19 protein-coding genes are annotated in these 24233 nt (G+C 58.4%); 9 read left to right on the top strand and 10 right to left on the bottom strand.

Annotated elements, in window-relative coordinates; all coding sequences use genetic code 11:
* The first annotated feature begins 27 nt into the window (after positions 1–27).
* The gene (locus ACA047_RS11030) at positions 28–609 is read left to right on the top strand and encodes a HupE/UreJ family protein (protein WP_497359217.1); all 582 of its coding nucleotides are present in this window, start codon (positions 28–30) and stop codon (positions 607–609) included.
* A 129-nt stretch (positions 610–738) separates the two neighbouring features.
* On the opposite strand, the gene ACA047_RS11035 is transcribed toward ACA047_RS11030, so the two are convergent.
* Positions 739–2304 carry a methyl-accepting chemotaxis protein gene (locus ACA047_RS11035; RefSeq protein WP_497359218.1) on the bottom strand — a complete coding sequence of 522 codons (1566 nt, stop codon included), beginning with the start codon at positions 2302–2304 and terminating at the stop codon, positions 739–741.
* A 92-nt stretch (positions 2305–2396) separates the two neighbouring features.
* Positions 2397–3260 carry a LysR family transcriptional regulator gene (locus tag ACA047_RS11040; RefSeq protein WP_497359219.1) on the bottom strand — a complete coding sequence of 288 codons (864 nt, stop codon included), beginning with the start codon at positions 3258–3260 and terminating at the stop codon, positions 2397–2399.
* Positions 3261–3369: 109 nt separating this feature from the next.
* Here ACA047_RS11040 and ACA047_RS11045 point away from each other — a divergent pair, with 109 nt between their 5' ends.
* Complete coding sequence (locus tag ACA047_RS11045) at positions 3370–3762, top strand: tautomerase family protein (RefSeq protein ID WP_497359220.1); 393 nt, start codon at positions 3370–3372, stop codon at positions 3760–3762.
* 44 nt (positions 3763–3806) lie between these two features.
* Here the strand turns inward: ACA047_RS11045 and ACA047_RS11050 are convergent, their stop codons facing one another.
* The 5 genes from ACA047_RS11050 to ACA047_RS11070 form a co-directional block, all read right to left on the bottom strand.
* Positions 3807–5063 carry an MFS transporter gene (locus ACA047_RS11050; RefSeq protein WP_497359221.1) on the bottom strand — a complete coding sequence of 419 codons (1257 nt, stop codon included), beginning with the start codon at positions 5061–5063 and terminating at the stop codon, positions 3807–3809.
* Positions 5064–5124: 61 nt separating this feature from the next.
* On the bottom strand, positions 5125–6486 hold the full coding sequence (locus tag ACA047_RS11055) for an outer membrane beta-barrel protein (protein WP_497359222.1): 1362 nt from the start codon (positions 6484–6486) through the stop codon (positions 5125–5127).
* Positions 6487–6553: 67 nt separating this feature from the next.
* A complete protein-coding gene (gene mhpA, locus ACA047_RS11060) occupies positions 6554–8173 on the bottom strand; it encodes a bifunctional 3-(3-hydroxy-phenyl)propionate/3-hydroxycinnamic acid hydroxylase MhpA (protein ID WP_497359223.1) in 1620 nt (539 codons plus the stop codon).
* Positions 8174–8293: 120 nt separating this feature from the next.
* Positions 8294–9214: a VOC family protein gene (locus ACA047_RS11065; RefSeq protein ID WP_497359224.1), complete on the bottom strand. Its 921-nt coding sequence runs from the start codon at positions 9212–9214 to the stop codon at positions 8294–8296.
* An 80-nt stretch (positions 9215–9294) separates the two neighbouring features.
* Positions 9295–10128 carry a fumarylacetoacetate hydrolase family protein gene (locus tag ACA047_RS11070; protein WP_497359225.1) on the bottom strand — a complete coding sequence of 278 codons (834 nt, stop codon included), beginning with the start codon at positions 10126–10128 and terminating at the stop codon, positions 9295–9297.
* 181 nt (positions 10129–10309) lie between these two features.
* On the opposite strand from ACA047_RS11070, the gene ACA047_RS11075 reads away from it, so the two are divergent.
* The gene (locus ACA047_RS11075; RefSeq protein ID WP_497359226.1) at positions 10310–11011 is read left to right on the top strand and encodes a GntR family transcriptional regulator; all 702 of its coding nucleotides are present in this window, start codon (positions 10310–10312) and stop codon (positions 11009–11011) included.
* 134 nt (positions 11012–11145) lie between these two features.
* Here the strand turns inward: ACA047_RS11075 and bamA are convergent, their stop codons facing one another.
* Positions 11146–13512 carry an outer membrane protein assembly factor BamA gene (gene bamA / locus ACA047_RS11080; protein ID WP_497359227.1) on the bottom strand — a complete coding sequence of 789 codons (2367 nt, stop codon included), beginning with the start codon at positions 13510–13512 and terminating at the stop codon, positions 11146–11148.
* Between the two features lie 235 nt (positions 13513–13747).
* Between bamA and ACA047_RS11085 the strand changes: the two genes are divergently transcribed.
* The 3 genes from ACA047_RS11085 to ACA047_RS11095 all read left to right on the top strand — a co-directional run bounded on the left by ACA047_RS11085 (position 13748) and on the right by ACA047_RS11095 (position 16247).
* Entirely contained in the window at positions 13748–14431 is a 684-nt protein-coding gene (locus ACA047_RS11085) for a response regulator (RefSeq protein WP_497359228.1), read from the top strand.
* Positions 14428–15690 carry a HAMP domain-containing sensor histidine kinase gene (locus ACA047_RS11090; RefSeq protein WP_497359229.1) on the top strand — a complete coding sequence of 421 codons (1263 nt, stop codon included), beginning with the start codon at positions 14428–14430 and terminating at the stop codon, positions 15688–15690. The genes ACA047_RS11085 and ACA047_RS11090 overlap by 4 nt, the downstream gene beginning before the upstream one ends.
* A gap of 107 nt (positions 15691–15797) precedes the next feature.
* The gene (locus ACA047_RS11095; protein WP_497360301.1) at positions 15798–16247 is read left to right on the top strand and encodes a hypothetical protein; all 450 of its coding nucleotides are present in this window, start codon (positions 15798–15800) and stop codon (positions 16245–16247) included.
* 24 nt (positions 16248–16271) lie between these two features.
* On the opposite strand, the gene ACA047_RS11100 is transcribed toward ACA047_RS11095, so the two are convergent.
* On the bottom strand, positions 16272–16955 hold the full coding sequence (locus ACA047_RS11100; RefSeq protein WP_497359230.1) for a response regulator: 684 nt from the start codon (positions 16953–16955) through the stop codon (positions 16272–16274).
* A 3-nt stretch (positions 16956–16958) separates the two neighbouring features.
* Positions 16959–18374 (bottom strand): sensor histidine kinase efflux regulator BaeS, encoded by a 1416-nt coding sequence (gene baeS, locus ACA047_RS11105; RefSeq protein ID WP_497359231.1) that lies wholly within the window; start codon positions 18372–18374, stop codon positions 16959–16961.
* A gap of 113 nt (positions 18375–18487) precedes the next feature.
* Between baeS and ACA047_RS11110 the strand changes: the two genes are divergently transcribed.
* From ACA047_RS11110 to ACA047_RS11120, 3 genes are read left to right on the top strand one after another with little or no spacing between them, the layout of a single operon-like run.
* Complete coding sequence (locus ACA047_RS11110) at positions 18488–19684, top strand: efflux RND transporter periplasmic adaptor subunit (RefSeq protein WP_497359232.1); 1197 nt, start codon at positions 18488–18490, stop codon at positions 19682–19684.
* A gap of 2 nt (positions 19685–19686) precedes the next feature.
* Entirely contained in the window at positions 19687–22833 is a 3147-nt protein-coding gene (locus ACA047_RS11115) for an efflux RND transporter permease subunit (RefSeq protein WP_497359233.1), read from the top strand.
* Positions 22830–24227 carry an efflux transporter outer membrane subunit gene (locus ACA047_RS11120; RefSeq protein WP_497359234.1) on the top strand — a complete coding sequence of 466 codons (1398 nt, stop codon included), beginning with the start codon at positions 22830–22832 and terminating at the stop codon, positions 24225–24227. Before ACA047_RS11115 ends, ACA047_RS11120 begins: the two co-directional genes overlap by 4 nt.
* Positions 24228–24233 lie beyond the last annotated feature (6 nt).

Below are 24233 nucleotides of genomic sequence, written 5' to 3' on the forward strand. Positions count from 1 at the left end.
GCCTTCATCAGAATCAAGGAGCGTTCCATGCTGTTGACTCGATCTATACGGCTGTCTCTTGGCGTGGTGTTGTGTGTGCTGCCGGTATTGGCATTTGCCCATCCCGGGCATGACGGGTCGGGGTTGTTGGCCGGTGTGGCCCATCCTCTGACGGGAGTCGATCACCTGCTGGCGATGTTTGCGGTAGGGCTTTGGGCTGCTCAGCAAAAGGGCAGTGCGCGTTGGATGCTGCCAATGACCTTCGTCGGTTGCATGTTGCTGGGTGGACTGTTGGGTTTCGATGGGTTTGCCGTGCCCTATTTGGAAACCAGCATTGCTGCTTCTGTGCTCGCGTTTGGCTTGTTGATAGCTGTCGTGGCACGTCCGCCCGTGGCCTTGTCCATCGCGATCACCGGACTGTTCGGCCTGGCTCATGGTATCGCCCATGGCCTTGAGTTACCGGAAATGAGCAGCCCGGCGGGTTATGCCATCGGATTCGTTGCCGCCACGTCGGCTCTTCATGCGGCAGGCTATGCGCTGGCGCGTTGGGCACCAAGGGGGGCTGCATGGCTGATTCGTGTTGTCGGCCTTGCCTCGGCGGGAGCGGGTATTGTGTTGCTGGCAGGATGAGCCACCCGAGGGAAGCGCGGCGGCTGCCAAGCTTAAGGATTTGCTCGGCAGCGGTTGAGCTGCGTGCCTGTTCTACTGTCTGAAAAAGTCGTTGGGCAGCTTCAACGAGAACCCATAGACTTCAGCTGATCATCGATTAAATCGCTCGACCAATGAGTACTGGGTCGACGCGGTTTTGGCCAATTCTTTGCTCAGGTTCGTAGATTGGTGGGCCTGTTCCGACGTTTGATCGGCCAGGTGAGCGATGGTGACGATGTTGCGGCTGATCTCCTCGGCGACGGCGGTTTGCTCTTCAGTGGCGGCAGCAATCTGGGTGGTCATGTTGGTGATGTGAGAGACCGCTTCGCTGATGCCCACCAAGGCCTTATCGGCCTCAAGTACCCAGGCTACGCCTTCTTCAGCCTGACGGTAGCCGCTCTCCATGCTTTGCACGGCGTTGTTGGACGATGCCTGGAGCTTGGTGATCAGCGTATGAATCTGAGTGGTGGATTGCGAGGTGCGTTGTGCCAGTTGACGAACCTCATCGGCTACCACGGCGAAGCCCCGGCCCATGTCGCCGGCGCGCGCTGCTTCAATGGCGGCATTGAGTGCGAGCAAGTTGGTCTGGTCGGCGATGCCTTTGATCACGTCAACGACGGTGCCGATTTCGTTGCTGTCCTTGGCCAGTTGCGCAACCGTCTGACCTGTCTCCCCGACGACGGCGGAAAGGCGTTCAATGGATTCGCGGGTGTCTCGGGCCACATCGCGACCACGCCCGGTCAGCAAATTGGCTTGCTGAGTGGCATCTGCGGTGCGCTGGACATGGCTGGCGACTTCTTGAGTGGTTGCGGCCATCTGGTTGACCGCAGCCGATACCTGCTCGGTTTCGACGCGCTGGCGATCAAGACCTTTTGAACTCTCAGTGGCCAACAGGTCGGATTGTCTGGCCAGTGCGCTGAGTTGTTCGGCAGTATCCTGCAGGCGCGTCAGGCAAGTCTTGAGACGTGCGTTCTGGCTGAGGAAGGCGGTCTCCAGGCGAGCCTGGGGGCCGCTTTCATCGCTGTACATCTGCGCGATCAATGAATCAGAAGTCGAGGGTTCAACCTGTTGCAACAAGCGCAGGGCTCCTTGATTTCGCCAGCGCGAGGAAAGCAGGCCGATAGACGCGGCTACACCTACGGTCACTGCAACTGCCAACGGCGTGCTCAAGAACAGTCCGCTCACGGTGCCCGTCAGCCCCATTGCGAGGTAAGGCAGGCCATTCACCAGGGCCGGTTGCCAGGTGTCCCGGCGGGGAATGGCCGGTTTTCCCTGACTGATGCGCTTATAGAGGGATTCAGCCCGGCGGATCTGATCCGCCGTCGGTTTGACTCTGACCGACTCAAAGCCAACGACCTGGTTACCTTCATATATCGCTGTGACGTACGCATTGACCCAATAATGATCGCCGTTTCTGGAGCGGTTCTTGACGATACCCATCCACGGTTGGCCCTGCTTGAGCGCAGCCCACATATGGGCAAAAACAGCCGGGGGCACGTCGGGATGGCGAACGATGTTTTGCGGAGCGCCAATCAGATCGGCTTTATCAAAGCCGCTGATCTCAACGAAGGCGTCATTGCAATAAGTGATCACGCCTCGGGCATCTGTTGTAGAGATGAGTTTTTGCTGAGGAGCGAGTGCAATCTCGCGCTGTGTGACGGGTTGATTATTTCTCATTTGTCTCGCTCCCGGGTTTCTATCAGTAGTCCATCGGCCGCGATTGGAAAAAGTTAATACCTATTGTTAGAAGTACTTTTAATAACAACCGGTTAACAGAACTGACCGGCAAGCATTTCCCGTACGGCGCCCACCAGCTGAGATTCGCCAGGACGAGGGGGTAACAGACTGAACTCAACATCCGGCAATGCCGGTAAAAGGGACGCTGAGCGGCAGACCTCTGCCCCCATCGGTACAGCGGATGCATTCAAACAAGCCACGCCCAGCCCGGCCATCAGGGCTGATTGCAGCCCCGCAACGCCGGACGCGGAATGAGCAACCACATAAGGCACGTCGTGGGCCTCCAGCGTCTCTCTGGTGAAGCGTTGCAGGCTGCATCCCTGGGGCAGGACCAAAAGTGGCAGTGGGGAGTTTTCCTCTTTCTCAGGCTCGAACCCCATGACCGAGACCCAATGCAACGCCTCTCGTCGAACCGGTATGCCCTTGCAAAGGCTGCGCCCGTCGAGAATTCGCATTGAAAGGCCGATATCGAAATCGCCTGAATCCGCGCCACTTTCGATTTGCATACTCTTGCGCACCGACACATGCAGGCGAAGGCGTGGGTAGCGCATGCGCAGTTTCTTCAGCAGCTCGGCAATCGAGCTCGGCAGAAAGTAGTCGGTAATGGCGAGTCGCAACTCACCGGTAAAGGTCACGCCGCGCACGTCTTCAAGCGCGCGATCACTCAAGGCCAGCATTTCGTGTGCATGCACTAATAAGCGTTCGCCAGCCGGCGTTGGCCACACGCCTTTTTTCCCGCGCTCCAACAACGTCACCCCGGCGAAGGCCTCCAGTTTGCGCAGTTGCTCGCTTAATGCCGATTGTGAACGGCACACTTTGGGCGCGGCTGCTGAAAGGCTGCCCGACTCCATAGCAACCACGAAGGACTGCAACAGCTCAAGGTCGAAGGGGCGCATGTTTATCCTGCTGTTTTTCCGATAGATGTAATCGTATCTTCCGGCTTTTCAGGACTTAATCAACTTCCTAATCTGAACCAGACATCTACGTTCTGCAAAGGAATCCAACATGCCGGGTATCACCCTCAAAATTTCTGGCCCGCCGGACACGGCGCTCGTCCAGAGCATCGTCCCTCAGCTCACCGCACTCACCTGTGATGTACTGGAAAAACGCCCTGACCAAACCATGGTCATGGTGCAGTTCGTACCCCATGAGTTGTGGTTCATCAACAGCCGCTCGCTGTCAGAGCTGGGTCGCAACTCGTTTCGCCTGGAAGTCACCATCACTGATGAGACGAATACCAAAGCGCAGAAAGCGCGCTTCCAGCATGAGGCTTTCGCGCTATTGGCCGAGGAAATCGGCAATCTGCATCCACACTCAAACATCCATGTCATCGATTGCAGGGCCAGCGCGTATGGCTATGGCGGTCTGAGCCAGGAATTCAAGCTTCACCATCCCTGATAGCGTGCGGACTGGGCTGACCCAGTCCGCTTTGCAGTGAGTTTTTACACGCGGTCTATTCCTGGGACTACAGGTGCGGCCACTCTGGCCGGTGCCGTTTCCCGTAGGCAGGTCGCGACCAACAACCCCACCAGCACCGCACCGAGTGCCAGGTACAGGGTGTTTTCGATGCCGTGATGCTGTGCGATGTAACCCGCGATAGCGGGAGCGACACCGCCGCCAAAAATCTCACCGATGCCCACCACCAACCCGGTAGCTGTCGACGTCAGAGCGCCTGGAACGGATTCACTGGTGAGTGGCCCGACCGTCATGCAAATCATGCTGAAGTTGAAAAAAATCGTCAGAAACAGCAGTGCGAACAACTTTATCGGTTCGGCGCCGGTACCTATCAGCAACCAAAGAAACACGCCGGTGGCGACGAACGATATGAGCACCACAGGTTTACGACCGATACGGTCTGACACGGCAGGCATGATCAATTGCCCGAGAAAACCACCCAGTCCGATAGCCGACATGACGAAGCCCATCTGCTGCACTTCAAGGTGCAAATGGTCCATCAGGTAGTTGGGCATCATCACGCTGATCACGAACAGGCAGGTCAGCATGCAGAACATTCCGACGATGTTCAGCAGTACGTTGCGATAGCGCAAGGCATCCAGCCAGCGTGGGTGATCCACTGCAGTATGGGTTTCGGTTTTTTCCGGCGTGACTTCGCGCGTTTCCCGTAGATAACGGTACATCGCCAATGCCAGCAAGAAGCCTGGCAGCGAAACGATGACGAACACCCAGCGCCACGATGGCACGACGAGCAACAGTTGTGTGGCGAGAATGGGCGCAAGGCCAAGCCCCAGGATGGGGAAAAACGCCTGCTGGATGCCAATGTTCATGCCCCGGCGACGCGGATGAGACGACTCGGCGGTAGCCGCCAGCGCGGTTGGCGTGAAGGCGCCTTCGGAGATGCCCATAATCGCCCGGATCAACATTAACCCACCAATGCCGGTCGCCAGACCGGAAAGGCCTGCAAGCAGTGAGAACACCAGCACCGCTGGAATCAGCACTTTGCGTCGACCGATTCGATCGGAAAGCCTGCCCATGAAGATTGAAGAGATCCCCCAGGCCAAGCCCAGGATCGCCGTCACGTTGCCCAGGTCCTGATAATTCAAGCCGAGGTCTTTCATCATCACCGGGAACAGCGGCAGGATGATGAAGCGGTCCAGGCCCACCAGCCCGAAGCCCAGGGCCAGCAGGGATACGGCTTTAAACTCGTAGCGCACATCCCACGCGTGGTTATTGTTATTCATGGTTGTTACTCGGATGGAGTTTAGGTGTGACGACCGTAGGAGTACCCGGCCGCCTGGGGTTTTAGAAATAGACCAACGCTTCAACCAGGCCGGTCAACTGCGTGCGGTCACGACCGGAACCGAACGGGTGATCGTCGGCATTGCCATCGAACGCGTCGTAGCGCACTTCAGGACGTAGCGAGATGTACTTGTTCAGGTCGTACCGCAGGCCGACAGTGAGGGCGTTGAAGTTGCCGCGAGCGGTGGACGTCGGCAGCAAAATGAAACCATCGGGGTCGGCGAAATGTTCGGCCCGCACTGAGTAGGCAAGGTCCGGGCGCTGCTGATAGGTGAGCACTGCGTTGGCCCCCCACCAATGAGCCCCGTCGAAACCAGGGCCGTTGATGACGTCGACAGTCGTGGCTTTGCCATCCCCGTCCTGGTGGCCGTAGACGACTTCTGCGCCCATCGACCAGTTCGAGTCGAAGCGATGCCAGCCGTTGAGTGAGTGCTGTTGTTTGAACTGGTTGTTTGGCGATACCAGGCGCGAGGTCGGTGACTGCACGTCGCTGTAGCTGTCGTTTTGTTCATCGCCGAGGATAAATTCATAGTCGATCCAGGTCTGCATATCTGCGGTACGCCAACGCAAAGCGCCTATCAGTGACTTCTTGTCGTTGTTGTCCCGTAGATTGTTCCAGCCTTGAACCAGCCCCATTTCCGTGCCCAGAATCGATGATTCGCCGTTGTACAACCGTGTACCCAGCAAGCCCCCGGCCACGGTGCCGGGCTCGCTGACAAAGGCGTAGGTCTTGCTGGCAAAGGTGTTGCGCGCGGCTCGGACGTTGGGTGGGATCTCGTAACCGATCGCCGGGCCGAACACCCCGGCCATGGCCGTCACTCCAGGGCCGTAGGGCAAGTAGGCCATCGCGGCGATATTGGGAACAGCAAGGAATTTCTGTTTGTTGCGCTTAGCCTTGGTCGAATCATCATCGCCCGGTGAATTGACGCCCCAATGCGCGTCCCAACCTTGGGTGCCGGCGAATTGAGCGTTACGGCCGTAGTTCATTTCGAAGGTGAAACCGAAGGATGCTTCGCTCGGCGCAGGGCCGGGCAGCGGCGTGACACGTGGCACCATGTCACCCTTGAGGGCCTTGTCGACGAACAGGTGCAGGCCGCCCCATTCCAAGCCTTCATCCGCTAGCCCCACCAGCGGCAAATTGCTCAAACCGTCTTGGCGCTCATCGTGTGTTGATCGATTGTTACGAGAGTATCCAATGTCGAACAGACCGGAGACCTGAATCCCGTAATCCTTCTCCAGCGTGTCACCAAACAGGCTACGAAACAGCGAGCCTTCACCCGTTTCAGGGGGCTCGGCGGCGTGGGTATTGAGCGTTGCGAAGGCGGCCAAAACCGCACCAAGCGTTTTCACTTTGATGTTTTTCATGATCTGTCTCTTGTTATTGTTGGCAGATTTCTAACGGCGGGGCGTCCGTGCCCTCATGCCTCCAGCGTCAAGCGCGGCAAGTCTTAGCGCTGTCGGTGGCGAGGTTTTGGTGGTGGCTTTTTTGTAGCTGCTCGCGCAGTGAATTGAGCAGTTTGGGCAGGGCAGACAGCTCTGCGACTGCGCCATAGCAGTAATAATCGGGTCGCACGATGAGCGCTTTGAGACCGGCCTCAGACATGAACTGCAAGTATTTACCGGAGACGTCTCGGTAAATGCCCTTGGCGCGGTCCGCCGATTCTGCGAGTCGAACGACTTTAAAGTCGAAGTCGTGGAGGAACGCCAATTGCTCAGGGGCGAGCACTGCCATAGGGTCCTGATCGCCTATCACCACCAAGTGGAAGCCGCGCCCGATGACATCGTCGTAGCGACTGACCTTGCCATCCATTTCGATCGACCCGTGGACCCCGAGCATGCCGCGTATTGGGCCATCCTTCTGCAGTAGACCATCGGTTAAACCCGGGAACGGTGGCACTGGCGCAACGTTGCCGCTCAAGTACGCTGCGTCGCGCTCGGCCGCCTTGACTGGATCGGACACGCAGACGACTTTGCCCATGGCCATGGATGCTTCGATCACGGCGCGGATCTGCGGTTTGCGCTCCGGTGTGTAGCTGTCCAACAAGGAGTCGTCAGCTAAACCGCGCAACAGCAAATCCAGGCGCCAGGACAAATTCCATGCATCCCGTATCCCCGAGCACATGCCTTGCCCCATGAACGGTGGCATCACATGGGCCGCATCACCGGCCAACATCACTCGACCGCAGTGCCAGTTCGAGGCAATGCGCGAGCGGAACTGATAGACCGCGTGGCGCACCAGGTCAGCGGTGTCTGGCGTGACCCAGCGCGACAGCAGTGACCAGACCTTGTCGGTGTCCTGCAAGTCTTCGATGGTTTCGTGAGGCAGGCGCATGAATTCCCAGCGGCGATAACCGGGGCCACCAGGAACCATGGTGGTGGGGCGCTTGGGGTTGCACCACTGACCGATGTCCGGCACATCCAGTTGCACACCGGGTTTAGGCTGCAAATCGACCACCAGCCAGTCTTCCTGAAAGCCCAAATCCTGCCACTCAACGCCCAACGACCGGCGCACGAAACTGTTGGCGCCGTCGGCTCCGATCACGTAGCGAGCGCGGACACTTTGCTGCTCTTGACCGAGTGAGAACTTGCCGTCTTCGCGAATGACCCGATTGAGGACCATGTCACAACCATCGGCATCCTGATTCAGTGCTGTAGCTTCCCAGCCCTGATGGATCTGCACGTTCCCAATGCTTTTTGCCTTGCGGTCCAGGGCCGCTTCCAATAACGGCTGGTTGAACAGATAACCGAACGGTCCATCGCTGATGGATTCAGCCGACCAATCGATCTCTACCAGGACTTTCCAGTCCGCGTTGAACCACTGGTAGCGTGCCGATGGCTGGGAGATTTTCGCGAGTTCTTCGCCAAGGCCCATGGCGAGAAATATTCGGCGAATCTCATGATCGTAAAATACTGCACGTGGGAGCAGGTAAAGCTGTGGCCAGCGTTCGAACACGGCGACCGAGTACCCCATCTGGCCTAACAGAATGGCCAGGGTCTGGCCTACAGGACCGTAACCGGCGATGGCTACATCGACTGTGGTTTGCTGATTCATGATCTGTGCCTCGTGTACTTCGCAATGATTTCCGGGCATAGCCGGGCCTGTTGCGCAAGACAGGAGGCTCGCGCAGTTCAGGCGTCTTCAGGTTGTTTAAACACTCTGCGGCTGTGCACCTCAGGCGGGGGCAGGGGTATCCGCTTCGGTATTGAAAATGAAGTTGCTCGGCACGTCCGGGCCCCATAGGTACAGAGAATTTTCTGTCGGGTAATCGCCGGCCGGCCATTGGCTGCCTTCGCAAATGTAATCTATGTCTGCCGAGTATTCGCAGAACGAACCCCACGGATCCTGTACGTAGTGGAAGTAGTTGGAGCCCAGGCAGTGACGGCCGATACCCCAGCCTTTTGCGTGTCCCGCCGCGGCCATTTGCGAAGCACCCGTGCCGACTTCATCGATGCTGTCGACTTCCCATGCGGCGTGATGCCAGCCCTTGGCGCTGCTCTTGGCGAACGCCACCAGATGATGGTCGCAACCGTGGGGAGCGTGACTGAAGGCGATAAGATCCAACGACTTGTCGGAGAGCTTCAGGCCCAGGGCCTGTCCGTAAAAATCCAATGCACCCAGTACGTCTGGGGTGAACAACATGACATGTGATAGGCGACGAGGGTGCACCTTCGCCATGGCATCGCGGGTCGTCGCACCGCGGCTGTCGGGCGCAGTAGTGCTTTTGTGAGAAGCTGATTTTTGGTCGGGCATGGTTTTATCGCCGACCTTTACCTGCAGTAGGTTGCCGTCCGGGTCGCGGAACCAGATTCCGGCTTCGGGACGGTCTTCAAAACGTCCCCCCGCGGCTTCGATCTGCTGGCGCAAGGCTGCGTAATCCTGCTCGTAGCAGTTAAAACTCAGATAAGCGAGCGACTTGGAGGCGGCAGGGAAGACTTTGGCCCAGACATGGCCGTCGGTTGCTCGCAAGAGGAGCTGATTAGGTTCACGTTGAACGTCAAGGCCAAAACTGTCGAAAAACTGCCAGGCTTCGTCCAGGGACGGAACGTTCAGCGCGTAATGATCGATTGAATGCACACCATGCGACACGCTCATGATTGCCACCATTTGATTATTTTTGTTGTGGTGACGCAGGGGCGGGGGCGGCCCTGCGTCGAGTTGAAGCCTGTTCGTTATCAGACTTCGTCGACAACCGGGTTGACCAGTTTGCCGATGCCCTCGATCGACACTTCGACCACATCACCCGCTTTCAGATAGACCTTTGGATTCATGCCAAAACCCACGCCGGCCGGGGTACCGCTGACAATTACGTCCCCGGCTTCCAGCGTCACGGCTTCACTCAGCGTAGAAATAATAGTCGCCACGTCGAACAGCATGTCGTTGGTGTTGGCCGATTGGACGACCTTGCCGTTCACACGCGTCTCAAGCAGCAAACCTTTACCTCCCGCTGGCAACTCATCTGCCGTCACGAGGACCGGACCAAACGCGCCGGTATTATCGAAGTTTTTGCCGACGGTCCATTGGGGCGAGATGAATTGGTAGTCACGTACCGAACCTTCGTTGAACAGCGCGTAACCGGCGACGTGATTGAGTGCATCCTCCTTCTTGATGTGACGGCCACCGCTTTTCAAAACCACCGCCATTTCACCCTCATAGTCGAGGGTGTCGGAGATGCGTGGACGAATCAGCGGTTTGTTATGGGCCGTCAGGCTCGAGTTAAAGCGGGGGAACAGGGTCGGGTAGCTCGGCTGAGCGTAAGGGGACTCTTTGGTGTGGTCGGCATAGTTCAAACCCACACAGACAATTTTGGTCGGACGCTGCATGAGCGGCAGGTAAGCATTTTCGTCGATGGTTACCAACTCACCTTTGGCGTCGGCACCGTAAGTGGTCAGGTCGACGCCTCGTGCCAGCAGCGACTCAAGAGATTCACAACCCAGTACGCGCACGCCTTCGGCATTGACGACACCCAGGACAGGTTGACCTTGATTGAGGAAGTGGACGTAACGCATGGCAGGTTTCTCTTGTTGGTTTGAATGAGCGTCGGCAGTGAAGGGGGATTACCGACTGCGTGACCCCAAAGCTAAAGTCAAAAAAATATGCCGTCAACAGAAAAATATATATTTTTGTGAATGTGAGAAATTATCCATTCTGTGTATGATTCGTGCAGATAAGCAAAAAATGGAGTTGAACGTGAATTCCCCACTGATTAACTGGCAACCGGCCGAACCCACTGAAAAGCGCACCATGGCCTCGCAGCTGGAAGCCCGGATTCGCCAGGACATCATCAATGGCCAATTGGCCCCAGGCAGTCGACTGCGCCTTAAGGAGTTGGCTGAAGCCTACGAGGTGGGGGTGATTCCTTTGCGCGAAGCGTTGTCGCGCTTGGCTAGCAGTGGCTTTGTCTGCGCGGCCGATCAGAAAGGTTTTAGCGTCGGCCGGATCTCTGCAGCAGAAATCGCCGACATCACTGCCGCTCGATTGCACATTGAATGCAAGGCGTTGGCCGATTCAATTCGCCAGGGCGATGTAGAGTGGGAGAGCCGCGTCCTTGCCGCGCACCACCGGATGGATCGCCTGACCATTGTCGAAGGACCTGAGCGGCTGCTAAAACCGGAATGGGAAAATGCTCACGAGGTGTTCCATCAGGCGCTGATCTCCAGCTGCCATTCTCCAACACTGCTGCGCCTGTGCTCGTCCCTGCGCGACCAGACCTCGCGCTATCGGTTTCTATCGATGCACTACGTTGAAAGTGCCGTACGTGATGTGCCCCACGAACACCGTCAATTGATGGATGCAGCGCTGGCGAAAGACATCGACCTGGCGTGCGAGTTGCTCTCGAACCACTATCAAATCACGACCGATTCAGTGCTCAAGCACGCATTGTTGGGCTAGTTTCGACGGTCTTCTCGACCAAAGGCTCGGATCCATTTTCATCGAACATTCGAACCGCCCGGTGCAGATCCGCATGCCGGGTATGGTAGGGGAGCGGCCTATGAAGGTCGTCCCCTATGCCCTTGTTCCCCGGCTTAAAACGTCTGCCCCATGGAGAACTGGAACACCTGTGTATCCGCGTTATCAGGCGTTCGAACCGGAAGTGCCAGGTTGAAGCTCAAGGGGCCCAGCGGGCTGTACCAAGTAACGCCAACGCCCACGGAACTGGCCATCTGGGCGAGATCGATCCCATCGCAGTCCTGGGTGGTGCTCAGGTAACACTTGTTGGAGTAGACGCTGCCGACGTCCCAGAACACCGAGGTGCGCAAGGATTTATTGTCTTTGATGAACGGCATCGGGAACAGGTATTCCACACCCCCGGTGATGAGGATGTTGCCGCCCAGTGATTCGGTGTCCCGATCGGAATAATACTTCTGTCCTTCACTGGCATAGTTACCTGTGGCCGGGGTGCTGTGCGGGCCAAGGGTGCCGCTTTCAAAGCCGCGTACCGAACCCTCGCCACCGGCGGTGTAGTTCTCATAGAACGGCAGGCCGTCCGTTGAACCGTAGCTGTTGCCATAGCCGAGCTTGGTATGGAACCGCAGTGAGGTGGTGTCGGTCACTGGCAGGAAGGTTTGCCCCGTGTAATCGAGTTTGTAGAAGCTCAGGTCACTGCCGGGGACCGTCATCATCAGGTTCAGGTTTTGCGAGTGCCCGCGGGTGGCCAGCACGCCGCGGTTCAGGGTCGATTCCGACCAACCGATATTGGCCTTGAGGTTGGTGAACTCGCTGCCCTCGCGTTGGATGAAATCGTAGATCTCATCGGCGCTGTAGGTGCCTGCTTCGATGCTGTCATGTTGCACCGTCACGCCGAAGCTCAGCCGTGAGGTTTCATTGATCGGGTAGCCGATTGTGGTGCCGGCGCCGTAGCTGTTGATGGAATAGTACGAGTTATCGTCATCGTAATAATCGTTGTAGTCGGTGGCGCTGTAGAACGCGTTATAGCCCAGGCTTACGCCGTCCGGCGTAAAGTAGGGGTCGGTAAAACCGATGTTGTACTTGCTTTGGTAAGACGAGCGGGTAAGGCCCAGGCTGGCGGTATCGCCGGTGCCCAGGAAGTTGTTCTGGGTGATCGAACCCCCGAGGATCAGGCCGGAGCTCTGGGAGAAGCCGATGCTGGCAGTAATCGAGCCGGACGGCTGTTCTTCAACGCTGTAGTTCACATCGACCTGGTCATCGACACCCGCTACCGCTGGCGTTTCAACGTTGACCTCCTTGAAGTAGCCCAAGCGTTCCAGGCGGGTCTTGGATTGGTCGATCAGGTAGGTCGATGCCCAACCACCTTCCCACTGACGCATTTCACGGCGCAGTACCTTGTCGTCGGTCTTGGTGTTGCCCCGGAAATTGAGGCGGTTGACGTAGGCACGCTTGCCCGGATCCACGGCGAAGGTGATATCGACGGTGTGGTCTGCATTGTTCGGGATCGGCACGGCGCTGATGTTGGCGAAGGTGTAACCCTCGTTACCGAGGCGACGGGTGATCAGGTCCGAGGTGGTGGTCATCAGCTTGCGCGAGAACACCTGGCCTTTTTGAACCAGCAACAGCGACCTGACCTGGTCTTCAGGCACTTTCAGGTCACCACTGAGCTTGACGTCACGAACGGTGTACTTCTCGCCTTCGTTGACGTTGACAGTGATGAAGACGTGTTTCTTGTCCGGGGTGATGGACACCTGGGTCGATGTGATGTCCATGTTGATGTAACCGCGATCCAGGTAATAGGAACGCAGGCGCTCCAGGTCACCGGAGAGCTTTTCACGGGCGTACTTGTCGTCGTTCCTGAAGAACGACAGCCAGTTGCTGGTCTTGAGGGTGAATTGGTCGGTCAATTCTTCTGTGGTGAAGACGGTATTGCCCACCACGTTGATGTGCTGGATCGCGGCTACAGAGCCTTCGTCTATCTTGATTTTCACGGTCACACGATTGCGCGGTTGTGCAATCACTTCGGTATCGACCGCGGCCGAGTAGCGACCCTGCCCAACATACTGCCGTTGCAGCTCGTTGCGAACCCCTTCGAGAGTGGCGCGCTGGAAGATTTCGCCTTCGGACAGCCCGGATTGCTTGAGACCTTTCATCAGGTCTTCGGTGGAGATCGCCTTGTTGCCTTCGATCTCGATGCTGGCGATCGACGGACGTTCGACGACCTTGATGATCAAAACATCACCGTCGCGACTTAACTGGATGTCCTGAAAGAAGCCGGTTTTGAACAGCGCGCGAGTGGACTCCAGCAGGCGGCGATCGTCCGCCTCATCACCGACGTTCAATGGCAAGGCACCGAACACACTGCCTGCGGAAACGCGTTGGAGGCCATCAATGCGAATATCGGAAATTTTGAAGTCTTGGGCGTGCGCAAGTGTGACATTGAGTAGAAGTGCAGCCGAGCAGAACAGGCGCGAAAAATTCATCAAGATCTTATTCCAGAACACATCGTCAAGCAGCGTAGGTGGACGCGGGTATCTCACAGCAAGATCACAGCAAGACGAATCACCGCGGAGCGAGCAGGCTGGTGGAGGTGCAGCATAAAAGTTCGGTGCGTTTGGTGCGGTTAACCAAGTGTCAAGTTAGGTAAAGGTTGGCCCGGCGCGTGACGGTGTACGGCGCAGGGGCGATAATGCGCCGACACCCACTCAAGAGCTCGCCATGACCTCCGTATTGCTAGTCGATGATGACCAGGAACTGACAGGTATGCTCAGCCAATACCTGGAGCGTGAAGGCTTTGAGGCGACAGCGGTGCACACCGGCGAGGAGGGCGAGATTCAAGCGCTGTCCGGTCGTTACAGCATTGTGGTGCTGGACGTAATGTTGCCGAGGCTGTCGGGTATCGAGGTGCTCCGGCGCATTCGGGCCGTGAGCCAGGTCCCGGTCGTGTTGCTCACGGCCCGTGGCGACAACATAGACAAGATCACCGGCCTGGAACTGGGCGCCGATGATTATGTGCCCAAGCCCAGCTCGCCGGGGGAACTGGTGGCGCGATTGCGGGCAATCATGCGTCGGGTGCAGCCGGCGGACCAGCCAACCACCGAAGTGATCAGAACCGGCCCGTTGGTCTTGTGGCCCGGCAAGCGCCAGGCTCAATGGCATGGGCGCGAGTTGGGGGTGACTAGCACCGAGTTCAGCCTGCTCGAAGAACTGGCCCGCTGTGCCGGGCAGGTGGTGAGCAAACAGGACCTGTCGCTGAATGCGTTGGGGTGCCCCTTGACCCGCTACGACCGGCGTATCGATGTGCACATCAGCAGCATTCGTCAGAAGCTGGGTCCGCGACCCGACGCCAAGGGTTGGATCCAGAGCGTGCGTGGCCTCGGTTACCTGTTGATCGCTGAATGATGAAACCCAGCCGGCTGTTCTGGAAGCTGTTCCTGGCGTTTTGGCTGGCCACCACCCTGACGTTTTTGGTCGGGCTGGGGTTTCTGGTGCTGGGCACTTCCAGGCCCGGAGGTCCTCATCTGGAGACGATCGTTTTCAGTGAAGAACAGCTGCTGCGAGAGTTTGGTATCGAGTCGGGCCGGCAGCTTTTGGCGGTGTGGAAGCATCCCGATGACCAGGCCATTGGCGTGTATGACAGTGCCGGTCAATTGCTGTTAGGGTCTCCGGTTCCGCAGCCAGCCTATGAGCGGGCGGTCATCAGCAAGGACGGCGCTGTGCTATCGCTCAGGGCTTCACATACCGTGGATATGGACGGTGACAGAGGGCCAGGGCACTGGACTCCGTTGATCGTCGGCACGGTCATGAGTGCACTGTTCAGCGGGTATCTGGCGTACTACCTGGCATGGCCGTTGGCCTATCTTCGTCGGGCGATGAGCGACGTGGCCCAGGGGCGCTTTGAAACCCGGGTTAAGCCGATGATGGGCAGGCGCCGCGATGAAATCGTCGATCTGGCCGAGGATTGCGACCGGATGGCCAACCAGTTGAGGCTGCTGGTGGAGGCTCAGCAACACTTGTTGCACGACATCTCTCACGAACTGCGCTCACCGTTGACGCGCATGCAAGCAGCCATCGGACTGCTGCAGCAAGATCCGGCACGCCTGGAAATGGTGGAGCGCATCGATCGTGAGTCGGTGCGCATGGATACGCTGATCGAGGCGTTGTTGACCCTGGCACGCATGCAGGGTCGGCCCGAGAGTATCGAGCGCGAGCCAATCGATATCATCGAGTTGCTGTCGGTGATCGTCGAGGACGCTCAATTCGAGGCGCAAATGAAAGGATGCCGGGTCAGCCTGAAAACGTGCTCGGCCTTTGTCAGCCGGGCCAGCGGCGAGTTGCTGTATCGGTGTTTCGAGAACGTCATTCGAAACGCGGTGCGCTATACCACGCCGAACACGGCTGTTGTTGTCGTGGCTGAGGTCAATCCCGAGACAAGTTGTCTGACGGTGCAGATTACCGATCATGGGCCGGGTGTTGAAAGCGAGCGGCTGCAGGAGATTTTCCACCCGTTCGAGCGTGGCCTGAACGAGGCCAGTGCCGGTTTCGGGCTGGGCCTGGCGATCGCTTCAAGGGCCGCGCAAATACACGGTGGCACGATCATGGCGCGCAATGAGCCATTCGGTGGGCTGACCGTGGAAATCAGCTTGCCCCATCGGGCATGATCTTTACACGATATTACATTGGCTTGACGGCTCTGTACGCCCTGCCTAAGTAGACTTTCCGCTCAAACTTACTCAGCGTTTGCTGATGTTTTAGCGTGGAGGTGGTCATGTTTCTGGTTCATAAAAAGGGCTTCGTTTCCGGCAAGAAAATGGTTGACGGACTGGTGCCTTATGACTTCTTTTGCGAAGACAATCCGGCCATCAACCTTTTTGTATTCACGGGTTCCATCGCCAAAGGCAAAACCGTCGAGGAGCAGACGCTCTGGGGCTTTACCCGTCTGGAACGCTTTGAGGCACTGACCGACAGCCTTGTGTCGAACAAGAAAGATGAAGGTTGGTTTCAAACAGTCAATGTGCTCACGGGGCCTGTCCAGAATGGCACCCAGAGCGTGAAGTTTCAGCGGGTGCTGAAAATCATCAAGCATGCCCATGCTACGGGCCGTATCGCCAGCAAGGTTGACTACGAGATCCAGACAGACGAAGGCGACACCTACTTCACCCGCCGCCCTGATGCATCCGTCAGCGCGCAAACCGTCATCTACGCGGCCGATCAATAAATAAGTGTCAGGCTCAGCGACGCTTCAAGCGTCGACGAGCTGAAACCGATAACCCACCCCATACAATGACTCGATAGGGTGCTCTCCAGGGCAGGCTTGTTCGAGCTTGCGCCGCAGATTACGGATATGGCTGTCGACCGTGCGATCGGTGACCACCCGGTGATCAGAGTAGATCCTGTCGAGCAACTGATCCCGGGAAAACACCCGTCCCGGAGAGCGGGCGAGGGTGCTGAGCAGGCGCAGTTCCGAGGGTGTCAGGTCCATTGCGATGCCGTCGAGGGAGGCCTGATACTGCTCTTCATCAATGTGCAGGCGCGCAGCGGCAGACGTCACTAAATGCGGACTGCGCCGCAGAATGGCTTTGATCCTGGCCACCACTTCGCGGGGGCTGAAGGGTTTGCAGATGTAATCGTCGGCGCCTAGATCCAGCCCGAGCAGGCGATCCACTTCCTCGACGCGAGCGGTGATCATGATGATCGGCACGGCACTGAAACTGCGCAGTTCCTTGCACACCTGTAGACCGTCGCACCCAGGCAACATCAGGTCCAGAAGAATCAGGCGCGGCTCGCAAGCGCGTACTGCCGGCACCACCTGCAGGCCATTGTCCAGGCATTGGGTTGCATAGCCAGCGGCGATCAAATAGTCGCGCATCAATGCGGCCAGCTTGGGTTCGTCTTCGACGATGAGGATCGGGCTATCGTTGACCATGGTTCAGGCGTTCCGTGGCAGGCACAGGGTCAGCCAAAGGCCGCCCAAAGGAGAGTGATCGGCACTGAGGCTGCCGCCGTGGGCCAGGGCGATGCTGCGACAGATGGCCAGCCCCAGGCCGGCGCCGCCACTGGCGCGATTGCGTGAGGTTTCGCCGCGGTAAAAGCGCTCGAACAGCCGCGGTAATTGTTCTGCGTCGACCCCAGGGCCGGAATCAAGGAAATCGATGCGCGCGACATTGCCATCGCTGGCCGCACGAATGCGCAGCAGGCCGCCTTCATCGGTATAGCGCACGGCGTTTTCCAGCAGGTTGCCAAACAGTTGCTGCAAGCGCTTGGGGTCGGCCTCCACCTTTAACGGCAGAGCCGGCAGCTCCAACTCCAGGCGCAGGCGTCGGGTGTTGTAGCGCTCCTGGAACATCGCCACGCAAACATCCAGCAGTTCGTTGAGATCGCATTCGCTCTTGCGATAAGTCAGCGCGCCCACATCGGCCAGGGACAGCTCATACAGATCGTCCACCAGTTTGCTGAGCATGCCGACTTCGCCTTGCAGCGATTTCATCGAGGACTGATCGAGGGTGCGCACACCGTCCTCGATGGCTTCCAGTTCACCGCGCAATACCGACAACGGCGTGCGCAGTTCATGGGATACATCGGCCATGAACTCCCGGCGCATTTTTTCGTTGCGCTCCAGCGTATACGCAAGCTGATTGAAGTCACGCGCCAACTGGCCCACTTCGTCATTGGAGGACACTGACACCCGGTTGCTGTATTCCCCGGCGGCGAGTCGGTGCGTGGCGGCGGCCACCCGCTTGACCGGGTCAAGCAGGGTGCGGGCGATCCACCAGGCGATCAGCATCGCCAGCAATAACGAGAGCAGGCCCACGACGAGGCTGATGCGCACCAGGTACAGGCGAAAGCGTTCGCCACCGGCTTCGGTCACGTTCTGGAACGGCGTCACCGCCAGCCAGCCGACGGTTTTACCGGCGACCTCGATCGGGCGCATCAAGGCGTCATCGGCAATCGCCGAGTAGCCCATGACGAGTTTCTTTTGCTGGTCCAGCAGGGCGATGCGAAGCACCGCGCCGGTCAGGTCGGACATGGGCAGGACGGGTCGCAGTGGGGCGGTGGGGCTGTCGCTTGGCAGGCGCATGAGTTCGAACCAGCGTTCCGGCTGGTTGCGCAGGAATTCCCAGCTGCCTTCGCGCTCGTAGGCGCTCGCCAGGCGTGGCAGCACTGGCGTCATGCGTAACAGGGCCTGTTCGTTGAGGTAGTCGAGAAAGCCTTTGCCAAAGCTCCAGCCGTTGGCCATGCCCATGCTCAGGGTGACGAGCAGCACGCTGGCCGATACCGCAATAAACAGCTTGGTGGAAATGCTCAGTTTCATAGGCTCGGGCAGGTCGGTGAATGGCCCGTCCATTTAGGCCCTGGTGCGGCGAAGATTCAAGGGTGGCGGGCAATCTTCAATTTTCCTGCACATTTGCCTCGCAGTATGGCGGCTAGCTTGCGCCATCCCGTCTTGCAGAGGCATTTATGTCGACAAAATTATTCACCAAATCCTTGGTGACCGCCGCCGCGTTACTGTCCCTGATCGTTCTGTTCGTCTTGAGTGGTTGCTCCGGCGGCGAATCGCCGCCCGCGACAGCGCCGGCCAAGGTGTCAGTCATCACCGTACAGCCTCAAAGTCAGATGCTGACCACAGAGTTGGCTGGGCGTACCAAGGCGTTCAAGGTTGCCGAGATTCGCCCACAGGTTGACGGTATCGTCCAGCAGCGGCTGTTTGTCGAAGGTGCCGAGGTCAAGGCCGGGCAGGCGCTGTATCAATTGGACCCAGCGTCCTACAAAGCCTCGTTGGCTCAAGAGCTGGCGGCCCTGGCCAAGGCTCGCGCCACGTTGAAATCCTACCAGGTCACTGCCAAGCGTGATGCGGAGTTGGTGAAGATCAATGCCATCAGCCAGCAGGACAACGAGGATGCCCAGGCCAATGTGGCTACCTCCGAAGCTGAAGTGCTGGAGGGGCAGGCCAATGTGGATACCGCGCGCATCAACCTGGCGTATACCCGCATCACCTCACCCATCAGCGGGCGAATCGAAACCTCGACGGTCACTCCCGGTGCGTTGGTGGTTGCCAATCAGGACAGCGAACTGACGACTGTGCAGCAGTTGGACCCGATCTACGTTGACGTCACTCAATCGACCAGCGAGCTGTTGCGCCTCAAGCGCGACCTGGCCAGCGGTGCGCTCCAAAGTAACGGCGAAGGCGAGGCGCCGATCAGCCTCAAGCTCGATGACGGCAGCACTTACTCTCAAAAAGGTCGCTTGAAGTTCAGCGGGCTCAGTGTCGACGAAGGCACGGGCACGGTGACCTTGCGGGCTGAAATCGCCAACCCGGACCGGCTGTTGATGCCGGGCATGTACGTGCGGGCGGTGCTGGAGCAGGCTCGGGACGACAAAGCGATTTTGATTCCACAACGGGCAGTGAACCGCGCCGCCAGTGGCGTGACCTCGGTGCTGGTGGTGGTCAATGGCAAGGTTGAGCAGCGCGTGTTGACCATCAACCGCGCCGTGGACAACCAGTGGTGGGTCACGGCTGGCCTGAATGCGGGTGACCAGGTGATTGTCGAGGGCGGGCAGAAAGTCCGAGTCGGTGATTCAGTTGAGGCGCAGAACTCCACCACTGGCAGCGGTACGCCGAAATCAGCGCCTGTTGCCATCGCGAAGGAGGGTTGAACATGGCGCGCTTCTTTATTGATAGGCCGATTTTTGCCTGGGTCATCGCCATCGTCATCATGCTCGCCGGGGCCATGTCGATCAGTCAGTTACCGCTGGAGCAGTACCCGGACATCGCGCCGCCGACGGTTCAGATTTCTGCTACCTACACCGGTGCCTCGGCCAAGACCGTGGAAGATTCGGTGACCCAGGTTATCGAACAGCAGATGAAAGGCGTGGATAACCTGACCTACATGTCAGCCAGCAGCAGCTCGGACGGCAGTTCCACCATCAAACTGACCTTCACCGCCGGCACAAACCCGGATGTGGCTCAGATGCAGGTGCAGAACAAGCTGCAACAGGCCGAGTCGAGACTGCCGCAAACGGTGCAAAGCGAAGGTCTGACGGTGACCAAGGGCGGGACGGACTTCCTGATGATTGTTGCCCTGACCTCCGACAATGCAACCGTTACCGGCACCCAGATCGGTGACTACATTTCCAGCACCTTGCTCGACTCCATCAGTCGTATCAATGGTGTCGGTGATGTAACGACATTGGGATCGGGTTATGCCATGCGCGTCTGGCTGGACCCCGCCCTTATGGAAAAATACTCGCTGATGCCCTCGGATATCAGCAGTGCCCTGGAGGCGCAGAATACAGAAGTGTCCGCCGGTCAGCTCGGTGGCTTGCCGTCGGTGAAAGGGCAGCAGTTGAACGCCACGATCAGCGCTCGCAGCAAGCTGCAAACCGTCGAAGAATTTCGCAATGTTGTGGTTAAGTCTTCCAGTGATGGTTCTGTGGTATTGCTGAGTGATGTCGCGACGATCGAGCTGGGCAGTGAAAGCTATGACATCAGTACCGCCCTCAACGGCAAGCCGGCCGCCGCCATGGGTATTAAGTTGGCCGCTGGCGCCAATGCGCTGAACGTCGGCGAAGCGGTGAAGGCCAAGCTCAAGGAGCTGGAACCGTTCTATCCGACGCAAATGCAGCTCAAAAATGTGATTGCCTACGACACCACGCCCTTTGTCAGCCTGTCCATCGAAGAAGTGGTCAAGTCCTTGGGCGAGGCCATCCTCCTGGTCGTGTTGATCATGTTCCTGTTCTTGCAGAACCTGCGGGCCACCTTGATCCCGGCGATCACCGTGCCAGTGGTGCTGCTGGGTACGTTCGGTGTGCTGGCGCTGTTCGGCTATTCGATTAACACCCTGACCATGTTTGCCATGGTCCTGGCCATCGGCCTGTTGGTGGACGATGCGATTGTGGTGGTAGAGAACGTTGAGCGGGTGATGGGCGAGAAGGGGCTGTCAGCCTTGGACGCCACGCGCCAATCGATGGATGAAATCACCAGCGCCCTGGTCGGCATCGCCATGGTCCTCAGTGCCGTGTTTATTCCCATGGCTTTTTTTGGCGGCTCTACAGGGATCATCTACCGGCAGTTTTCGGTGACCATTGTCTCGGCCATGGTGCTTTCGGTGCTGGTGGCCATGACGCTGACGCCGGCGCTATGCGCAACACTGCTCAAACCGACCGATGCCGAGGGCCATGGTGCTCAACGCGGGTTCTTCGGCTGGTTCAACCGTACTTTCGAACGCAGTGCCGAGGCCTATAAAAAACGGGTGGACGCTATTTTTGAGCGTGGGCGCCTCAGTTGGCTGGTCTACGGGGTGTTGCTACTGGTAGCGGTGGTCGGTTATGTCAGCCTGCCAACTTCGTTTCTGCCTGATGAAGACCAGGGCATGCTCATGGGGCAGGTGCAGTTGCCAGTGGGCGCCACGGAGAGCCGCACTCAAGCGGTGGTGAAGCAGTTCGAAGACTACTTGCTCGAACAACCGGAAGTCGAGGCTCTGATCACCATTTCCGGCCTGGGCATGAACGGCAATAGCCAGAACTCTGCCCGTGCTTTTATCCGGCTCAAGGACTGGAGTGAGCGCAAGGGCAAAGGGCAGGATGCGGCGTCCTTTGCGCAGCGGGCGACCATAGCGCTGTCGAGCATCGGCGATGCCAGTGTGTTCGTCATGCAACCGCCGGCCGTTCGGGGGCTGGGACAGACGTCCGGCTTCGACGTGCAACTCAAGGATCTCGGTGGCGTGGGGCATGATGCGTTGGTCGCGGCGCGGGAGAAGTTAATCGAGCTGGCCAACAAAGACTCTCGACTGCTGGGTGTGCGCAGCAATGGTCAGGACGATGCACCGCAGCTCAAGATCAGCATCGATGATCGCAAGGCCGGGGCCTTGAGCCTGACCACCAGTGACATCAATGACACCTTGTCCGCGGCGTTGGGCGGCAGTTACGTCAATGACTTCCTCAACCAGGGTCGGGTGAAGAAAGTCTACGTTCAGGGCGTGGCTTCGTCGCGGATGCAGGAGGCCGACCTGGATCATTGGTTCGTGCGCAACAGCAACGATGACATGGTGCCGTTTTCTTCGTTCGCCAGCAGTTCGTGGAGCTATGGCTCACCGTTGCTGGAACGCTACAACGGCAACGCTTCACTGGAGGTCGTCGGTGATCCGGCACCGGGGGTCAGTTCCGGTGACGCCATGAATGCTGTGGAAGCGATTATCAAAGAGTTGCCAGAAGGCGTCGGTTACGAGTGGACCGGGCAGTCTTATCAGTTGCGCCTTTCCGGTTCGCAAGCACCGTTGCTTTATACAATATCCGTGTTGTTTGTGTTCCTCTGCCTGGCCGCGCTTTATGAGAGCTGGTCGGTGCCATTCTCGGTGATGCTGGTGGTGCCGTTGGGCGTGGTTGGTGCGGTGCTGGCAACCCGTTTCACGGGTTTGAGCAACGACGTGTACTTCCAGGTCGGGCTATTGACCACCGTGGGGTTGTCGGCCAAAAACGCGATTCTGATCGTCGAATTCGCCAAACACCTGCAGGAGCAGGGCCACAGTTTGCGCGAGGCGACACTGATCGCCGTGCGGCAACGCCTGCGACCCATTCTCATGACGTCCCTGGCGTTCATGTTTGGTGTGCTGCCTCTGGCCCTGAGTTCCGGCGCCGGTTCCGCCGGACGCCAGGCCATCGGTACCGGCGTGCTGGGCGGCATGTTCACCGCCACAGTGCTGGGGATCTTCTTCGTACCATTGTTCTTCTTGCAGATTCGCCGTCGTTTTAGCCGCGTTTCCCCGGCTTCGACCTCTGTCCCATCCGCCCAGTCAGGTGATGCATGATCAAGTTTCGCTGGCCACTGGTGGCCGTCCTTGCGCTACTCGGTGGCTGTATCAATCTGGTGCCGAAGTATGAGCGTCCTGAAGCACCGGTCTCCGAACAATGGCTGCCGCCTACCAACACACCAAAGGGGGAGGTCGCCGCTGATATCGAGTGGAAAAACTTTTTCACTGATAGCCGTCTGAAGCGCTTGCTATCCCTGGCTCTGGAGAACAATCGCGACCTGCGTCTGGCCATCCTGAACGTCGAAAAAGCACAGGCCCAATACCGTATCAAGCGAGCCGACACCTTGCCTACGATCGATGCCAGCGTCAGTGGCACCCACAGCCGCACGCCCGGCTCGTTGTCCACCACTGGCTCGGCGACTACCAGTCATGACTACAGCGCGGAATTGGGGGTGAGCAGTTATGAATTGGATCTGTACGGGAGGGTACGCAACCTCGAGGGCGAAGCGCTGGAGGACTACCTTGAACTGACTGAAACCCGGCGCAGCACGCAGATCACCCTGGTGGCCGAAACGGCGACGGCCTGGTTGACCCTGGCGTCGGACAAAGAACTGTTGCGCCTGGCCCAGGAGACCTTGGACAGTCAGCTCAAGACCTACGAGTTGACCAAGGGCAGCTTCGACTTGGGTGGTTCTTCTGCTCTGTCTGTGGCGCAGACGCAAACTTCTGTGGAGTCGGCCCGGGACGACGTGGCTGAGTATGAAAGCCAGGTTCTCCAGGATATAAATGCCCTGCGTCTGCTGGTGGGCAGTGATATTCCCAATGAGCTGATGCCGGGCGACAGTCTGGCGTCTGCTGCGGCGTTGGTTCAAGTGCCGGCGGGGCTTCCGTCCAGCCTGTTGCAACGGCGTCCGGATGTATTGGCCGCCGAACACACGCTCAAGGCTGCCAATATCGACATCGGTGTGGCCCGTGCGGCATTCTTTCCGACCATCAGCCTGACGGCGAGCGCCGGTTCCTCGAGCGCGGCCTTGTCCAGTCTGTTCAAGTCCGGCAGTGGCGCCTGGACGTTTGCCCCGAGCATCAGCGTGCCGATCTTCGATGGCGGCAGTAACCGTGCGACCCTGGACAAGGCCAAGACCGAGCGCGAGATTCAGGTGCAGACCTACCAGCAAACACTGCAAAGCGCTTTCAAGGAAGTGGCCAACGCCTTGGCCGTGCGCAGCACACTGGACCGCCGCATCGAGGCCCAGCAAGCATTGACCGACGCCAGCCGCAAAAGCTTCGAACTGTCCGACGCTCTATACCGTGCCGGTTCGGATAGCTATCTCGACGCCTTGGACGCCCAGCGTTCACTGTACAGCGCGGAGCAGGACCTCATCAGTCTGCGCCTGACTGAACAGAGCAACCGCGTGACGTTGTACAAGGTGATGGGTGGCGGCTGGAATTGACGGCCA

It is taken from the genome of Pseudomonas sp. LBUM1664, from assembly GCF_059695895.1.

Excerpts from the sequence above, each read along its gene's own strand:
- ACA047_RS11050 (WP_497359221.1), bottom strand. The coding sequence starts at position 5,063 with ATGAATAACAATAACCACGCGTGGGATGTGCGCTACGAGTTTAAAGCC.
- ACA047_RS11065 (WP_497359224.1), bottom strand. The coding sequence starts at position 9,214 with ATGAGCGTGTCGCATGGTGTGCATTCAATCGATCATTACGCGCTGAAC.
- ACA047_RS11070 (WP_497359225.1), bottom strand. The coding sequence starts at position 10,128 with ATGCGTTACGTCCACTTCCTCAATCAAGGTCAACCTGTCCTGGGTGTC.
- ACA047_RS11115 (WP_497359233.1), top strand. The coding sequence starts at position 19,687 with ATGGCGCGCTTCTTTATTGATAGGCCGATTTTTGCCTGGGTCATCGCC.
- ACA047_RS11030 (WP_497359217.1), top strand. The coding sequence starts at position 28 with ATGCTGTTGACTCGATCTATACGGCTGTCTCTTGGCGTGGTGTTGTGT.
- ACA047_RS11100 (WP_497359230.1), bottom strand. The coding sequence starts at position 16,955 with ATGGTCAACGATAGCCCGATCCTCATCGTCGAAGACGAACCCAAGCTG.
- ACA047_RS11040 (WP_497359219.1), bottom strand. The coding sequence starts at position 3,260 with ATGCGCCCCTTCGACCTTGAGCTGTTGCAGTCCTTCGTGGTTGCTATG.
- ACA047_RS11120 (WP_497359234.1), top strand. The coding sequence starts at position 22,830 with ATGATCAAGTTTCGCTGGCCACTGGTGGCCGTCCTTGCGCTACTCGGT.
- ACA047_RS11110 (WP_497359232.1), top strand. The coding sequence starts at position 18,488 with ATGTCGACAAAATTATTCACCAAATCCTTGGTGACCGCCGCCGCGTTA.
- ACA047_RS11055 (WP_497359222.1), bottom strand. The coding sequence starts at position 6,486 with ATGAAAAACATCAAAGTGAAAACGCTTGGTGCGGTTTTGGCCGCCTTC.
- ACA047_RS11090 (WP_497359229.1), top strand. The coding sequence starts at position 14,428 with ATGATGAAACCCAGCCGGCTGTTCTGGAAGCTGTTCCTGGCGTTTTGG.
- baeS (WP_497359231.1), bottom strand. The coding sequence starts at position 18,374 with ATGGACGGGCCATTCACCGACCTGCCCGAGCCTATGAAACTGAGCATT.
- ACA047_RS11095 (WP_497360301.1), top strand. The coding sequence starts at position 15,798 with ATGTTTCTGGTTCATAAAAAGGGCTTCGTTTCCGGCAAGAAAATGGTT.
- ACA047_RS11045 (WP_497359220.1), top strand. The coding sequence starts at position 3,370 with ATGCCGGGTATCACCCTCAAAATTTCTGGCCCGCCGGACACGGCGCTC.
- ACA047_RS11035 (WP_497359218.1), bottom strand. The coding sequence starts at position 2,304 with ATGAGAAATAATCAACCCGTCACACAGCGCGAGATTGCACTCGCTCCT.
- ACA047_RS11085 (WP_497359228.1), top strand. The coding sequence starts at position 13,748 with ATGACCTCCGTATTGCTAGTCGATGATGACCAGGAACTGACAGGTATG.
- bamA (WP_497359227.1), bottom strand. The coding sequence starts at position 13,512 with ATGAATTTTTCGCGCCTGTTCTGCTCGGCTGCACTTCTACTCAATGTC.
- mhpA (WP_497359223.1), bottom strand. The coding sequence starts at position 8,173 with ATGAATCAGCAAACCACAGTCGATGTAGCCATCGCCGGTTACGGTCCT.